The following is a 14,840-nucleotide window of genomic DNA, read 5'->3' on the forward strand; positions in this document are numbered from 1 at the left end:
GTTTTTTTGAGCTCGTTTTCCCTCTGGTTCGACCATGCGCACCTTGCTCGCCGCATCCATCGTCGCACTCTCGCTGTTGCCCTGCGCGGCATGGGCCCAGATGCGCCCGATGTCCGACACCGAACTGTCCACAGTCAGCGGCCAGGGCCTGTTCACGGTCAGTAACTCCAGCTACAGCGGTTTCGATTTCACGCGCATCAGCCTCGACGCCGACGTCACGCTGAACGCCAACCTCGCCAACATGCGCCTGGGCGAGTACACGTACGCGCCGCGCAACGGGTCCGGCGCCGACCTCGACATCGGCGCGCTGCAATTCGGCCGCACCGACGCGTCCGCGGCACAGCGGCTCGTGCAGATCACGAATCCCTATTTCGAATTCGTCTACAAGAACACCGCCGCGGGCAGCGGCAGCCAGCGCGAGATCGTCGGCATGCGCCTCGGCTTCGACGGCATCTCGGGCGACATCGGCATGAAGATCGCCACGCTGTCCGGCGCCATGCGCATCGACGCGGGCGCCGCCGGCATCATCGACAGCATGAACGACGCCGGCGGCGGCAAGCGCTGGGACGGCACGTGCGCGGGCTGTACACCGCTCGCCAACGTGGGCGGCGTCACGGCGGGCGATGCGAACGGTCCGAGCCGCGATTTCTGGATCGCGATCCTCAAGCAGCCCGTGACATTCCAGGCCGCCGCCGGCATGCCCGCGCTGACCGAGGCGCAGGCCGGCATCTGGCTGAACTGGCGCGACAAGCTGACCGCGCTGAACCTCACCGGCACCGTGCCGGTCAATAACGCGGCGGGGCATTGATGCGCGCCGTCGCCGCCGCCATCCTGTTGTCCGCGCCGGCGCTGGCCGCCGCGCTCGAACCGCTGCCGGACAGCGCGCTCGCCAAGGTGGCGGGGCGCGACGGCATGAGTTTCAACCTCTCGAATTTCGCCATGAGCGGCAACGCCGAGCTGCGCTACTACGCGCCCGGCGGCGGCAGCCTCGGCGTCGGCAACCTGGCCGCATCGCGTTCCGACAACACGGACGCGCCGTTCGCCGATCCGTACCGCCTCGACATCAGCGCGGGCGGCCAGGGCCGCGCCGACATCATCAACATCGCGTTTCCCGAGAACGCGGCCGGCCGCGAAGTCTGGCAGGTCGCCTACGACTTCGGCGTGAACGCCGGCGGCTTCGACGTCAGGAACGGCAGCGTGATCCTCAAGGATCTCGTGGTCTACGGCGGCGGCCTGCAGTGGTCGACGCCGGCCGTGGGCGACGGCCTCGCGTTCGGCCTCGCCACGCGCATCGAGCTCGGGAGCCTGACGCTCGCGCCGAACGGCCGCGCGGCGACGGGCGAGGCGATGGTGCTGTCGGACGTGAGGATCGGCGCGGCGACGGCGGACGGCTCCGCGCCCACGTCGCCGTGGCGCATCGCCGACGTGACGAACCAGGCCGGCATCTTCAATGCACGCACGGATGCGGCAGGTAATCCGAGCCTGCACATCGGCGTCAACTGGCCCGATGCGGGGCAGGCGGCACCGAGCGGCACGCTGCAGATCGGGAACATCGGCTTCCGCAGCGACGCGGGGGCGAACATGGACCTGGGCAGCTCGCGCATCGGCGCGATCCAGTTGCAGTACCTCGACGTCAAGTTCCGCCAGTGAGCACGCGCCTTCTCGCCCTCCTGTTGCTCTGCACGGCGCGGTGTGCGCTGGCAGGGCCGCAGCCGCTGGCGGATGAAGAACTGGCGCAGGTACGCGGCGCCGACGGCGTCAGCTTCGCCGTGCGTTTGCAACTGAACCGACCGGGCGACGGTACGACAGGCGACAGCCGTCTCACCATCGGCCAGACGGTCGACGGCCGCACGACGTACACGGTCCTGAAAAACATCGGCGGCGTGATCCAGATGGTGGGGCTGAACATCAGCCCGCAGGCGGCCGCGGACGGCACGAACTACCTGGCACTCACGCTGCCGGCGTGGACGAAGTTCACGGACGCCGGCTTCGATTCGCTCAGCGTGCAGGCCGACCCGCGCGGGCCCGTCACGCAGAGCCTGGGGCAGGTCACCCTGAACGGCGAACTGCAGATGCAGGGCCAGCTGCGCCTGTGGTCCCATTGACGGCCGCTTGTCCGTGGGCGTTCAGCCGGTCCTGCTGGAACTCGCCGGGCGCCTTGCCGAACCAGCGCAGGCAGGCGCGGTGGAAGGCGCTGGGGTCGGCGAAGCCCAGCTTGTAGCTGAGGTTCTTGACGCTGATTCGGTCGCTGCCCAGGTATTGTTGCGCGATCGTGCGGCGCACCTCGTCGACGAGCGTGGAAAAGTCGGTGCCCTCGTCCGCAAGACGGCGCTGCAGGGTGCGCTCGCTGATCGCGAGGCGCCGCGCGACGGCATCGCGCAATGCGCCGCCCTGGTCGATCATCGTCGGCAGCAGCTCGCGCACGCGCGCGGCCACGCTCGTGCGCTCGGCCTGCGCGAGGCGTTCGTCGAGCAGGCGGAACAGGCCTTCCGCCGCGAGCGGGTTCGCGGTCGGAATGGGCGCCGTGATGTCGGCATTGGCGAATTCGAGCGCGTTGGCGGGCGCGCCGAAACGCACGGGGCAGCCATACTTTCGCATGTACGGCGCCGTGTCGAGCGGGGCCGGATACGCGTATTCGACGAGGGCCGGCTTCAGGTCCGGCCGTGCACCGACGAAGCGCAATGTCGCCAGCAGCAGGTTCCAGGTGAAGTCGTAGCGCGCCTGCGGCACGGCGCGCGCGCCGCCGACGAGGTTCAGGCCCACGCGCACGCGGTCCGCCTTCGGCTCGATGGTGGCGCGCACGACGGGCGACACGAGCGGCATGTAGCGCGTCAGGCTGTCCGCGGCCTGGCGCAGGGTGGGCGAGGCGAGCATCAAATGGCCCAGTACGCCGAGCCAGCTGAGCGGGTCGGGGGCGAACACGCGAAAGCCGACGAGGGCATCGCCGCTGGCGGCCGCGAGGCTTTCCCACAGAATGCTGAACTGGTCGGACAACGCGAGCAGGTCGGCCGCGCGCTGTCCCTGCGCGCCGTGCTCGAACCATTCGAGGCCGGCCCTGGCGAACAGGGCGTCGACGTCGATGCCCTCGGCGCCGAGGCAGGTCTTGATGCGTTGTACCACGTCCGTGGCGGACAGGTACTTCACGCTGGCGACCGCGTACGTGCGGACGCGTCCTGCGCTGGTCTCATGCTTGGTCTCCTGACTCATTTATCGAGTGGCCACGGGTTCTTGTGCCCGGGTGTGTTTTTTATTATGTGTGCATGCGAAATCGCAACGCTTCGGAAAATGATCCCGTCTTTATCAAAAAACGATCATTTTCGACAGGCAAGATTTTCAATTTGATGCAACGCAAACCCGGCGTTGCCGGCGCGGGTCAGGACCGTGCCTGCTGGCGTGCCCGAGCGGGCGTGATGCCGTACGCGGCCGCGAAACAGGCCGTCATGTGACTCTGGCTGTTGAACCCGCATTGCGCCGCAACACGGGCGATCGAGAAGCTGGTCCGGGTCAGTAATTCATGCACCCGTTCGAGGCGTAAACGCAACACATAGCGGTGCGGCGTCATCCCCATCGCTTCCTGGAAGATGCGGCGGAAGTGCGATTCCGACACACCCGCGCGCTCGGCCAGTTCGGCATTGGACAGCTCGCTCGACAGGTTCTGGCCGATCCATTCCAGCACGCCCTGCAGGCGGCCCAGCTGGAGGGCGTCCGGGGGAAGGTGGCGGCCCGTCTTGCCTTCCAGCACGCGGCACGCCTGCTCGATCATCAGGGAACAGGCCCGCTCCACGAAGCCCGTGTTCGGCGTGCTGGTGCGGGACACTTCCGCCAGCAGCTGCTGGGCGGCCGCATGCACGAGCGGGTCGGAGAACATGGGCGACTTGGCGCGCGCGGCGAGCAGGCGCTGCAGGTGGCGCACCATCTCGTGCTCCGGGTCGAGGAAGTGGAACATCGCCATGTCGATCGCACCGAAGAACGACCAGCGGCTCGCGAAGCCGGGCTGGAACACGGTCGCGGCGCCGGCCAGGAAATCGAACGAGCGGCCCGGACTGCGCCCGGCCGTGGCGCGCGCGCCGCCGAGGTGGCAGGCCAGCACCATCGAATCGAGCGGCGGGACTTCGCAGCCGCCCAGCTGGAAGATGTAGCGCTCCGCGCGCAGCGGCACGCCGCCGATCTCCACGCTGGTGACCGGCTCGCCCAATGCATTGCTGATCCTGTCCCAAGTGTGCACGATGCCTCAATGAATGAGCGGTTTTTTATAAAAACGATAGCGTTTTATAACATCCGTCAGCCGTGGCTGCATCCAAAATATAGAAAAAGTGCAATAAACGTGGCCAAAACACCACGTTGGGATGCATGAAAAATCCGCCATCCGGGCGCCATGAACGCGCACGGAGCCGGGCCACAAGGGGCCGCATGAAGCGCCCCAGGGAGACATCATGTACACATTCCTGCTGGGGATCCTCGCGGTCCTCGTGGGCGGCGGCGGCGTGCTTGCCAGGCACGACGTGCAGGACCGTCCGCTCGACCATTTCGACCTGCCGACGACCATGTCCGTGGCCGCGGCCGGGATTCCGAACGTGTCGATGGAGCCGTTCTCCGAGCTCAAGTACAAGAACATCGTCCACCAGGCCTACGACTACAGCTGCGGCTCCGCGGCGCTCGTCACGATCCTCAAGTACCACCTGGGCATCGACGTCACCGAGCAGCAGTCGATGGAAGGGATGATGGCCTTCGGCGAGAAGGACAAGATCATCGAGCGGCGCGGCTTTTCCCTGCTCGACATGAAGCGCTACCTCGCCTCGATCGACGTGCAGAGCGCGGGCTTCCACGCCGAGATGGCGGACCTGCTCACGCTCGATGCGCCGGGCATCGTGCCGATCGACTACGCCGGCTTCAAGCACTTCGTCGTGCTGCGCGGCGTGCGCGGCGGCCTCGTGTTCCTGGCCGACCCGTCGGCCGGCAACATCACGTTCTCGGTCGAGGAATTCGCCACGCTGTGGGACCGCAACACGCTGTTCATCGCCTATCCGCCGAAGAACCATCCGCCCGCGTTGAAGCTCGCGCTGGCCGACGACGAACTGGGCGTGGTCGACATGGACCGCATCCGCGACCGCGGCCTGCAGCGCCCCATCGACACGCAGGTGGCGAACGAGCGCCTGCTCAACGGTTTCGGCGGCATCTCGATCCGCAAACACTAGACCCACCACGAAGGACCACCATGAAGATTTCCACTATGTCGGCGTGCGCGCCGGCGCTGGCTTGCACCCTCCTGCTCGCCCAGGTGCCGGCGCAGGCCCAGGACACGGCGACCTCGGAAGCCGTGCGCGACGCGCTGGCGAAGAAGGAGGGCGATGCCGACAACACGACGCTGCTGAAGGAAACGCTGACCGCGGTGGACAAGCAGTACTCGCTGATCCGCAAGGGCAAGGTGCAGCTGAACTACGAGCTGGGCTACACCTACATCGGCCAGGAAAAGATCAACACCGACCTGTCGTCCGGCACCGCCACGCTGTTCTCGATCGAGAACACGAACTCGCACACGATCACCAACACGATCATGGCGGACTACGGCGTGCGCAACAACCTGACCGCCAACCTCACGCTGCCCCTGATCAGCCGCTACTCCGATTCCGGCGGTTTCTCGGGCGTCTCGCACACGATCGGCGACGTGGGCCTGGGCGTGCGCTGGCAGCCGCAGGAGGTCAAGCGCGACGAGGTCGCGTACACGCTCACGGGCAACGTGCGCCTCGCGACGGGCACCAGTCCGTACAAGGTCGACGTGCAGAAGGGCGTGGCCACCGGCTCCGGCGTCAACACCTTCAACATCGGCGCCAACATGACGCGCATCGTCGATCCGGTCGCGCTGTTCGGCTCCTTCAACGTGGGCTACAGCCTCGCCGCGAAACACCTGAGCCAGCAGATGTACGGCGCCACGCTGCGCGAAGTGAAGCCGGGCGCCAGCTTCGGCTTCGGCCTCGGCTTCGCGTACGCGCTGTCGTACAAGATCACGACGTCGTTCTCGTTCCAGGAATCGATCCAGGCCCGCTCCACGCTCACCTTCGACAATGGCAACAAGGCACAGACGCAGACGCAGAGCGCGGGCATTCTGGCGATCGGCGCGGGCTATCGCATGTCGCCCAAGACCACCGTCAACGTGACGGTCGGCGCCGGACTCACGGCGGCCGCGCCGAACCTGTCGCTCACCATGAGCCTGCCGTTGTCGCTGTGAGGCCGTGCCCATGAACGCCGCGCCGTCACCGATCGTTCTGCTCGCCGCGGCCGGCCTGGCCATGGCGCTGGCGCCGGTCGCCCATGCCGGCGTCACCGACAACCTCGTCACGAGCCCCACCGCGATGGCGATGGGGAATGCGGTGACGGCCGATCCGCCCGGGATCGAGTCGATCCACTTCAACCCGGCCGGCCTCGCGCGCCTGGAAGGCACGCATCACATCGATTCCGTGTTCGTGGCGACGATCCGCAACCCGAACCGGTTCGTGTCAGCGCCCGACCTCGACATCGGCGGCTTCAAGGACGATCCGATCAACGGCAAGTCGAGCGGCCCGGTGCGCCAGGCCCTCTACATTCCGTTCTACGGCGTCCCCAAGGCGCGCCTGCCGGGCGTGCTGGTGCCGAGCATGGGCATGTCGTACAACGCGCCCGGTTCGCGCTGGACGTTCGGCACGAACGTCTACCTGGCGGCCGCGATGAGTATCGACCGCACCAAGGACCCGGACGATCCCGCCCGCTTCGACGGCCGCCTCGTGCAGCTGCAGCGGCTCGTGTACCTGTCGCCGGCGGCCGCGTACAAGGTGTCGGACACGCTGAAGATCGGCATCTCGGTGCCGATCGCGTATTCCGCGTTCGCCATCAACACCGACTTCCGCGCGCCCAACAAGCTGCTCGGCACCGTCGGCCAGCTGCAGAAGGCCGTCTGCCCGGACGGCAACGGCACCGTGATCGACACGCTGACGTTCGGCCTGTGCGGCGGCGGTCCGGAAGGCATGGTCAACCCGTTCAAGCGCGCCGCGAACATCGACTTCGACCTGCGTGCGTCGTTCGACCCGACGGTCAACATCGGTGTGCTGTGGGAACCGAAAAAATGGTTCGCGCTGGGCCTCGTGTACCAGGGCGGCGCGCGCACGACCTACACCGGTTCGTACACGTTCCACAGCGACCCGATGCTGCGCAGCTTCGTGCGCGGCCTGAATTCGAGCCTGCTCGGACCGATCGTCGGCGCCGTCACCGGCATGCCGCAGGACATACCCGAATACCAGTCGGGGAACATGACGGCGCAGATCCCGTTCCCGTGGCGCGTGCAGGCCGGCATGAAGCTGATGCTGACGGATTACGTGCAGGTGAACGCGGACGTCAGCTACGCCGACTGGTCCCAGTGGAACGAGCTGACGTTCCAGTTCGACCGCAGCGTCAAGCTGCTCGAGATGGCGCGCCTGTTCGGCTATGCGAATTCGAGCCAGGCCACGTTCAAGATGGGTTTCAGGAGCGTCGTCAACTACAGCTTCGGTACGCAGCTGAACCTGACGAAGAAGCTCGCCCTGCGTTTCGGCTACGAGCCGCGCAAGAGCTCCATCCCGGGCAACCAGATGAGTCTTCTCGCGCCGCTGCCGGACACGAAGCTCAGGAGCGTCGGCCTGCGCTACCGCTTCGACGACGGCGGGGAACTCAACCTGACGGGCAGCTACATGAAGGGGACGTACGACATCCCCGCGCGCAGCGACTGCAATCTGAATTGCGACAATTTCTTCAACCTGATCTACAACCCTTACGCGGCCACCAACGTGTCCGGCAGCCTGATCGTGAAATACGCGGGCGCCTCGTACACGCGGCCGTTCTGACTGGAGACGACGATGTTGCGAACGATGTGGATGACGATGGCGCTCGGTGCGGGCGTGGGCCTGGCCGCGGGCGCGCACGCGGAGGGCATGACCGGCGTGTCCCCCGCCAAGCAGGCGCTCGTGCAGCGCGTGCTGGACAAGATGGGACTGGAATCCGTCGGCCTGCAGATGCTGCAGGCACCCGTGGCCGACATGCTGCGGCAGTCGCGCGTGGTGGTGCAGAGCCGCGTCCCGGCCGACAAGCAGGACGCGACGATGAAGGACATCACGGCGGAGGCGACGACGTTCGTCGAGCAGGAATCCGCGGGCCTGCGCACGAGCACGCGCGCGATCGTGCAGTCCAGCGTGGCGCCGCTGCTCGCGCAGAAGTTCAGCGAGGAGGAGCTGAAACAGCTGGCGGGCATCCTCGAATCGCCCGTGCTGGCGAAGTTCGAGAGCGTCGTGCCGGAGATGAAGAAGGCCGTCGGCGACAACGTGGCCAAGGCCAACGCGGCGCAGATCCAGCCGAAGATGACGGCGCTGCAGAACCGCGTGGGCCTGAAGCTGCGCGCGGCCGTCGGGCAGTGATGACCACACCATGAGGAGGCGGGGATGAGCGACTGGATGACACGCAGTACCAACAGGTCCCGGCTGGGCCAGATCCTGATCGAGAAGAAGCTGATCTCGCAGGACCAGCTGGACGCGGCAATCCGCGCGCAGGAACAGAGCGGACGCCGGCTGGGCGAGATCCTGGCCGACATGAAGCTGATCACGCAGGCGCAGGTGCGCGGCGCCGTGCGGCGCCAGCGCAGCCTGCGCATGGCGGCGGCGCTGGCGACCGCATTGCTCGGGCCTTTGCACGCCTACGCGGCGGTGGCGGCGGCGCCGGCGGCGGCCGTCTCCACGCGCCAGGGCGGCGAAAGCGGGCGCGAATTCGGCCGCGGATTGCGTGCGCTGTCGGATGAGGAACTGGGGGAGGTGACGGCCCAGGGACGCAAGGAGGATCCACTGAGTGATGCGCTGCGCGACCAGGCCCGCCAGGCGGAACTGCGCCTGATCGCCATGGCGGCGCAGGGCGGCCAGCATGGGGTGCAGACCGCCGTGCAGCACGCGCTGCCGGACGACGGCGTGCGCGTGCTGGGCGAACTGGCGACGGTGTTCAATCCGCTCGCGCTGCTGCTGTCGGCCGACACGACGGTGCGCGACGTCAGCTACGACCCGGGCAATTCGCACGCGACCGTGAACAAGGACGGCTCCATCACCTTGCGCCTGCCCAGCACGATCGGCGAGATCAGCTTCCGCAACATCCGCGTGGGCAGCCATCCGGGGCCGACGTTCGGCAGCATCGAGATTCACGACATCGATTTGCGGGGGACGACGATCAGCGTGAAGCCGCTGGGTCGTTGACCCATAAACGTCGCCCCGCCTGCGCGGGGGCGACGGTGGTTGTTAGCGGAGCCCGAGCAGCGCGAGGACGCGATCCCGGCTGACGCCGACGAGCGCCGACGTCAGGGCGATCAGCGACTCGTAGTCCGTGCTGGCGGCGACCTTGCCGAAGTCGTCGACCGCGATCGTCATGTCGGGCGGCGGCGTCGCGGCATCCGACACCTGGGCGCTGGCAGCCTGCAGGGCGGCGCTGGCGGCGGCCTGCGAACGGTGCACGCGTTCCAGCGCCTGCACCACTTCGCGCAGGCTCTGGCGCAGCGCGTCGGCATTGCCGGTTTCCGTGCCCACGTTCCACAGCTGGGGTGCCAGGTTCGCCGGCAGTTCTTCGGTGGTCACGCGGCCGCGGCCGCTCACGGCGATGCTGTCCTTGACGGACGACCAGTTCGATTCCGGCGTCGAGAACACGAGTTCCCCGTTCTCGTCCAGGCTCGCATGCACGCCCATCGGGGCGAGGGCGCGGTCGAGGGCGCGGGCGACTTCCTGGTTCGACTGGTCCGGCTCGATGTTGACGCCCATCTGCGGGCCGCCGGCGCTGCCGACCGAGAACGAGATGTTCAGCGGCGCGCTCTGCTTGATGCTGGCGATGTCGAGACCGCGGATACGGAAGCGCTGCGTGGCCGGCTTCGTCGAATAATTCAGGTTGTTGTCGACGCTGCCGCCGCCGGTCTTCTTGCGCTCGGCCAGCGTTTGCGCAAGCTGGCGCGCGTGGACTTCGAGCTGCAGGCGCGAACCGTTGCGGGTGCCGGCCAGCTTGGCCGTCAGCTCGCCCTTCAGCGCCTCGAGCTGGTTCGACACGCGTTCGAGGTAGTCGAGCGCCTGCTGGGCGCCCGCCACCTGGTCCTGCAGGCCGCTGGCGATCTTCGCCGCGCTGCCGTTGGCGCGCAGCGGCGCCGCGGATGCGGCGGAGGCCGCCGTCGTGGCGGCCGCCGTGTCGTCGACCGACCCGCTCGAGCGGGTCGGAACGAGGCGGGACGAGGCATTCGCCCGGGTGCCGAGTGTGCCACCGGTTCCGCCGGCGGTCGTGGGTCGTAATGTGGTATCCATCGCCGTCAGAGCACCGAGAACAGGGACAGGGTGCCGATCTTGCTGTAGGCCTTGTAGCTGGCCTGGAGTGCCGTCTGGTAGCCGTTCAGCTCGATGGCCGCGGTACCGACGTCGAGCTGGCCGATGTCGAGGATCGCCGTCTGGTTCGACAGGCTGACGTTCTCGTGGTTGGCGTCGATCGTCTTGAGGACGTTCTGCTGGCCGCCGATGACGGCGACCTTGCCGGTAACGAGATTCAGCGCATCGTCGAAGCCGTCCAGGTTGGCCTTCAGGATGGTGCGCACGGCGGGGTCGTTGGCGTTGACCGTGCTGCCCGACAGCGTGCTGATCGTCTGGTCGAGCTGGTTCAGCAGTTTTTCCAGCCCGCTGATGTTCTGGTTCGCCACCTGGGTGATGCCGTTGCCCACCACCACCAGCTGGTCATTCGTGTTACCCGCATAGCTGTAGCGCGAACCGAGCGGGGCGGATGCATTGTAGGTGATCGGGGCCGTGCCGGTCTCGGTGCCGGAAAATACGTAGCGGCCTTCCTGGTCGACCGTGTTGGCCGAGTACATCAGGCTGTCGCGCAACGAGGTCAGCGGGCTGACCATGGCGTTCAAGTCCTGCGGGGTGTTCGAACCGTTCAGTGCCCACACGAGCAGGTCGCGGCCCGGGCCCATGTCGTTGACCATGTTCTGCAGGTAGCCTTCGTTCTTCGTGAGCCGTTCGTTGATCGCGGCGATGTTGTTGCGGTACTGCTTGATGCCGGCTTCTTCGCGCTTGAGGCGCGACAGGCGCACGCTGTCGACCGGATCGTCCGACGGCAGCTGGATGCGATTGCCGTTGGCCATCTGCTGCGTCACGTAGGTGATGCTCTCCTGGTTCAGCTCGAGCGACTGGGTCATCATCGCCTGGTATTGACTGGTGGCGATACGCATGCTTTTCTCCTTTAGCCCATCATCTGCAAGGTGGCGTCGAACAGCGCGTTCGCGACGGACATCACCTTCATATTGGCCTGGTACATGTTCTGGTATTCGACGAGATGCACGGCTTCCTCGTCCTGGTTCACGCCGCTCGTCGACTGCCAGTCCGCGACGGCCTGGTCGCGCATCGTCTGCGCGGTCTTGAGAGCCCCCTTGTTCTGCTGGCTGTCGACGGCGAGGCGGCCGACGAGCTGGGTGTCGGCGTCGCTGATGAGCACCGTGCCGATCTTCGCCATCGTGATCGTCTGGCTCTTGATGGCGACCAGTTGTTGCAGGTTGCCGGTGTCGCCCGGCTTGCCGTCGCCGGAAAATGCGAGGTCGGACGTCTGGTAGCCGTCCGCCACCTGCAGCATGTTCGACGTGCTGCCCGGGTTGTACACGAACAGCGGCTTGCCGGCCGAGCCGTCCATCGCATACCCGGCCTTGAGCTGGGTATTGACCTTGTCGGCGATCTGCTGCGCCATCTCGGCCACGCCCTGCTGCAGCGGCAGCAGCGTGTCCTGTTCATAGACCGACAGGCCGCCCAGCTGGCCGCCGGCCTTCGTCGTGTCGAGGTCGAACGTCGTGCCGGCGAACGTCAGGGTGAAGGTCTGCGCGGCGCCGCCGCTGACCGACAGCTTGCCGGGGACGCCGCCCAAAACCAGCGACTGGCCGGTCTTGAGCGACACGTTGCGCGTGCCGTCCGGCTGGTCGCTGACTTCCAGGCCCATCTGGCCCGCCAGGCTGTCGATGGCCTGGTCGCGCGCGTCGATCAGGGCCGACGGATTGCTGCCGGTGGCATTCGCGTTCGCGATCTGGGCGTTCAGCGACGCGATCGACGCGATCGTCGTGTTGGCCGAGTCGACCAGCGCGCTGCGCTGCTGGCGCACCGATTGCAACTGGGCGTTGTAGACGTTGTTCATGCTGTTGAAGCGCTGGGCCAGCAGGCCGGCGGCGGTCACCACCTGCTGGCGCAGCGGGGTCGACGTCGGGTCGACGCCGGCCACCGAGTTCAATGCCGCGAAGAAGCCGTCGACGCCGCTCGACAGGCTGGCGGTGTCGTCGCCCATCACCTTTTCCAGCTGGGTCAGATAGGGCTGGGTCTGCGAATGCGCGCCCAGGTCCGACGCGCTGCGCCACATCTGCTGCGTCTTGTAGCTGTCGGAGAACCGCATCAGCTCGGTCACGCGCACACCGTTGCCGGCCTGGCTCGAACCGGCCGCCGGCGCGACCGCGCTCAGCAGGGCCGACTGGCGGGTGTAACCCTTGGTCTGCAGGTTGGCGATGTTCTGGCTGCTGGCGGACAGGGCCAGTTGCGAAGCGACTGCTCCGGACAGGGCGTTGTTCAGGATGCTCATGGGGCGTAGCCTTCTTGTGCGTGATCAGTAATGACAGGCGACCGTTCAGCTCGTTTTATTAAGCGGCGCGGGCAAGATCTGCCGCAAAATCGCATCGGCGACGCCGAAGGCGCGCTGTTGCGCCATGTTACCGGCCAACATGTTGTCCACCATGTCGGTCATGTCCTGGTTGACTTTGTCCTTCGTCGGGCTGTCGTCCGGTGCGATGGCGCGCGTGCTCTCGCGCATCTGGTGCAGCATGTGCGAGATGAAGAAGCTCTCGAATTCGACGGCGGCCTTGGTCGCCTTGGCAACGTAGGCCTTGTCCAGCGCGGCGGGCGCCACCTTCTCTTCGCCCGTGGCCTGGTCCGGCTGTTCCGGACCGATTGCGTTGACGTTGTTCAGCATTAGATCACCACCAGTTCGCCTTCGATCGCGCCGGCCTGGTCGAGGGCTTGCAGGATCGCCATGATGTCGTCGGGAGACGCGCCGAGGCTGTTGACCGTGTCGATAATGGTCTGCAGGCGGGCGCCGGCCGGCCAGTGGAACATCTGGCCCGAGCCCTGGTCGACGGACACCTTCGATTGCGGCGTGACCTGCGTCTGGCCTTTCGAGAACGGTCCCGGCTGGCTGACCGCCGAGCTTTCCGAGATCACGACCTTGAGCGAGCCGTGGGTCACGGCGGCCGATTTCACGCGCAGGCCGTCGGAAATCACGACGGTGCCCGTGCGCGAGTTGAACACGACGCGCGGCACTTCCTCGCCGGCTTCCACCGCCATGTTTTCCAGCTTGGCGACGAAGGCGACGCGTTCGGTTGGATTCGTCGGCGCCACGACCTCGACGCTGGTGCCGTCGGCGGTGGTCGCGACCTGGCCGAAGCGGCGGTTGATCGCGTTCACGACATTGGTCGCGGTGTCGAAGTTCGGGTGCCGCAGGCGCAGCAGCACGGCCGGGCGGGTGGCGAAATCGGTCGCGATCTCGCGCTCGATCATCGCGCCGTTCGGGATGCGGCCGCTGGTCGGCGTGTTGACCGTCACCGACGAGCCGCTCTTGCCGGCCGCCGACAGGCCGCCGACGACGAGGTTGCCCTGGGCCAGCGCATAGACGTCGTTGTCGGCCGCGCGCAGCTGGGTCAGCAGCAGGGTCCCGCCGCGCAGGCTTTTCGCGTCGCCCAGCGACGAGACGGTCACGTCGATCTGCTGCCCGCGGCGGTAGCCGGGCGGGAACACGGCCGAGACCATGACGGCGGCGACGTTCTTGTTCTTCGCTTCCTCGCCTTCCGGCAGCTTGACGCCGAACTGCTTGAGCATGTTGACGACCGACTGGCTCGAGTACTTCACCTGGGTGGAGTCGCCGCTGCCGTTCAGGCCGACGACGAGGCCGTAGCCCACGAGCGGGTTTTCGCGCACGCCTTCCACGCTGGCGAGGTTGCGCAGCGGCTGGGTGCGCGCGAGGATGGCCATGTCGGGACCGGCGGACGCGGTCTTCACGGCGGGGGCGGCCAGGGCCGGCAGCGCCAGCACCGCGGCCAGGACCAGGGAAGCGAAACGTAAGGTGCGGGTCATGACGTCCTCAGAAGGGCATGAACGGACCGGTGAAGAACCGGGTCAGCCAGCCGGGGGTATTGGCGTCGGCCAGGGAGCCCTGGCCGGAATAGGCGATGCGGGCATTGGCCACGCGCAGCGACGACACCTGGTTCTCGTTGTCGATGTCGGCGGCGCGCAGGTAACCCTTGATGCGCACGTATTCCTCGCCCTGGTTCAGCTGCAGGCGCTTTTCGCCGGCCACGCGCAGCAGGCCGTTCGGCAGCACTTCCTGCACGAGCACGGTGATCGCGCCGGTCAGCGCGTTCTGCTGGGTGCTGGTGGCGTCGCCGTTGAAGCTGCGGTCGCCGGCGATCTCGAGGCCGGTGCGGCCGAAGGTCTTGCCGAGTGCGCTGATCGGCGTCACGGAGGCGGAGGAACCCTTGCTGAAGCTGGTCCCGGCCTTCTTGCTGGCCTGGGTCGTTTCCTGCAGCAGGACGGTGACGACGTCGCCCACGCGGAACGCGCGCGCGTCCGAGGTCAGCGAGACGGTATCGGCGCTGAACACGCCGCCCCCGACGCCGGCGCGCGCCGCCTGCGCTTTCGGCAGGGCGAGGGCGTCGTCCACGGGGGCCGGGTTGTTCAGGGGGACGCGCGAGGCGCATCCGGTCAGCACGAGGCTGGCCGCCATCCCGGCGGCGAGGGCGAAGCGTTTCATGG

16 protein-coding genes are annotated in these 14,840 nt (G+C 67.2%); 8 read left to right on the forward strand and 8 right to left on the reverse strand.

All coding sequences use genetic code 11. The annotated features are described in order from the left end of the window. The first annotated feature begins 34 nt into the window (after positions 1-34). The 3 genes from ASD28_RS02375 to ASD28_RS02385 are packed head-to-tail and all read left to right on the forward strand — an operon-like array spanning position 35 to position 2,105. On the forward strand, positions 35-808 hold the full coding sequence (locus tag ASD28_RS02375) for a hypothetical protein (protein WP_056123333.1): 774 nt from the start codon (positions 35-37) through the stop codon (positions 806-808). Continuing rightward, complete coding sequence (locus ASD28_RS02380) at positions 808-1,650, forward strand: hypothetical protein (RefSeq protein ID WP_056123336.1); 843 nt, start codon at positions 808-810, stop codon at positions 1,648-1,650. The genes ASD28_RS02375 and ASD28_RS02380 overlap by 1 nt, the downstream gene beginning before the upstream one ends. Then, positions 1,647-2,105 carry a hypothetical protein gene (locus tag ASD28_RS02385; RefSeq protein ID WP_056123340.1) on the forward strand — a complete coding sequence of 153 codons (459 nt, stop codon included), beginning with the start codon at positions 1,647-1,649 and terminating at the stop codon, positions 2,103-2,105. Before ASD28_RS02380 ends, ASD28_RS02385 begins: the two co-directional genes overlap by 4 nt. On the opposite strand, the gene ASD28_RS02390 is transcribed toward ASD28_RS02385, so the two are convergent. After that, a complete protein-coding gene (locus ASD28_RS02390) occupies positions 2,050-3,207 on the reverse strand; it encodes an AraC family transcriptional regulator (protein ID WP_056123342.1) in 1,158 nt (385 codons plus the stop codon). The two genes, ASD28_RS02385 and ASD28_RS02390, sit on opposite strands and share 56 nt — an antisense overlap. Before the next feature lie 166 nt (positions 3,208-3,373). Beyond that, positions 3,374-4,225 (reverse strand): helix-turn-helix domain-containing protein, encoded by an 852-nt coding sequence (locus ASD28_RS02395; protein ID WP_156403644.1) that lies wholly within the window; start codon positions 4,223-4,225, stop codon positions 3,374-3,376. Between the two features lie 208 nt (positions 4,226-4,433). Here ASD28_RS02395 and ASD28_RS02400 point away from each other — a divergent pair, with 208 nt between their 5' ends. From ASD28_RS02400 to ASD28_RS02420, 5 genes are read left to right on the forward strand one after another with little or no spacing between them, the layout of a single operon-like run. Next, positions 4,434-5,195 (forward strand): C39 family peptidase, encoded by a 762-nt coding sequence (locus ASD28_RS02400; RefSeq protein WP_056123348.1) that lies wholly within the window; start codon positions 4,434-4,436, stop codon positions 5,193-5,195. A gap of 20 nt (positions 5,196-5,215) precedes the next feature. Beyond that, positions 5,216-6,226 (forward strand): hypothetical protein, encoded by a 1,011-nt coding sequence (locus tag ASD28_RS02405; protein ID WP_056123351.1) that lies wholly within the window; start codon positions 5,216-5,218, stop codon positions 6,224-6,226. Between the two features lie 10 nt (positions 6,227-6,236). Further along, a complete protein-coding gene (locus ASD28_RS02410; RefSeq protein WP_056123354.1) occupies positions 6,237-7,850 on the forward strand; it encodes an OmpP1/FadL family transporter in 1,614 nt (537 codons plus the stop codon). Between the two features lie 12 nt (positions 7,851-7,862). Continuing rightward, positions 7,863-8,417 carry a DUF2059 domain-containing protein gene (locus ASD28_RS02415; RefSeq protein WP_156403643.1) on the forward strand — a complete coding sequence of 185 codons (555 nt, stop codon included), beginning with the start codon at positions 7,863-7,865 and terminating at the stop codon, positions 8,415-8,417. 36 nt (positions 8,418-8,453) lie between these two features. After that, entirely contained in the window at positions 8,454-9,236 is a 783-nt protein-coding gene (locus ASD28_RS02420) for a hypothetical protein (protein WP_229411880.1), read from the forward strand. 42 nt (positions 9,237-9,278) lie between these two features. On the opposite strand, the gene ASD28_RS02425 is transcribed toward ASD28_RS02420, so the two are convergent. Genes ASD28_RS02425 through flgH form a run of 6 tightly spaced genes read right to left on the reverse strand, consistent with a single transcriptional unit; the run spans position 9,279 to position 14,838 of the window. Next, positions 9,279-10,319, reverse strand: a complete 1,041-nt coding sequence (locus tag ASD28_RS02425; RefSeq protein ID WP_056123362.1) for a hypothetical protein — start codon at positions 10,317-10,319, stop codon at positions 9,279-9,281. 5 nt (positions 10,320-10,324) lie between these two features. Next, positions 10,325-11,236, reverse strand: coding sequence for a flagellar hook-associated protein FlgL (gene flgL / locus ASD28_RS02430; RefSeq protein ID WP_056123365.1), 912 nt, complete (start codon positions 11,234-11,236; stop codon positions 10,325-10,327). A gap of 11 nt (positions 11,237-11,247) precedes the next feature. After that, a complete protein-coding gene (gene flgK, locus ASD28_RS02435; RefSeq protein WP_056123368.1) occupies positions 11,248-12,618 on the reverse strand; it encodes a flagellar hook-associated protein FlgK in 1,371 nt (456 codons plus the stop codon). A 45-nt stretch (positions 12,619-12,663) separates the two neighbouring features. Beyond that, complete coding sequence (locus tag ASD28_RS02440; protein ID WP_056123371.1) at positions 12,664-13,005, reverse strand: rod-binding protein; 342 nt, start codon at positions 13,003-13,005, stop codon at positions 12,664-12,666. Then, the gene (locus ASD28_RS02445) at positions 13,005-14,162 is read right to left on the reverse strand and encodes a flagellar basal body P-ring protein FlgI (protein ID WP_056123374.1); all 1,158 of its coding nucleotides are present in this window, start codon (positions 14,160-14,162) and stop codon (positions 13,005-13,007) included. The genes ASD28_RS02440 and ASD28_RS02445 overlap by 1 nt, the downstream gene beginning before the upstream one ends. A 7-nt stretch (positions 14,163-14,169) precedes the next feature. Then, the gene (gene flgH, locus ASD28_RS02450; protein WP_056123377.1) at positions 14,170-14,838 is read right to left on the reverse strand and encodes a flagellar basal body L-ring protein FlgH; all 669 of its coding nucleotides are present in this window, start codon (positions 14,836-14,838) and stop codon (positions 14,170-14,172) included. Positions 14,839-14,840 lie beyond the last annotated feature (2 nt).

Source organism: Massilia sp. Root133 (genome assembly GCF_001426525.1).
In the GTDB taxonomy this organism is placed as follows: domain Bacteria; phylum Pseudomonadota; class Gammaproteobacteria; order Burkholderiales; family Burkholderiaceae_D; genus Telluria; species Telluria orientalis.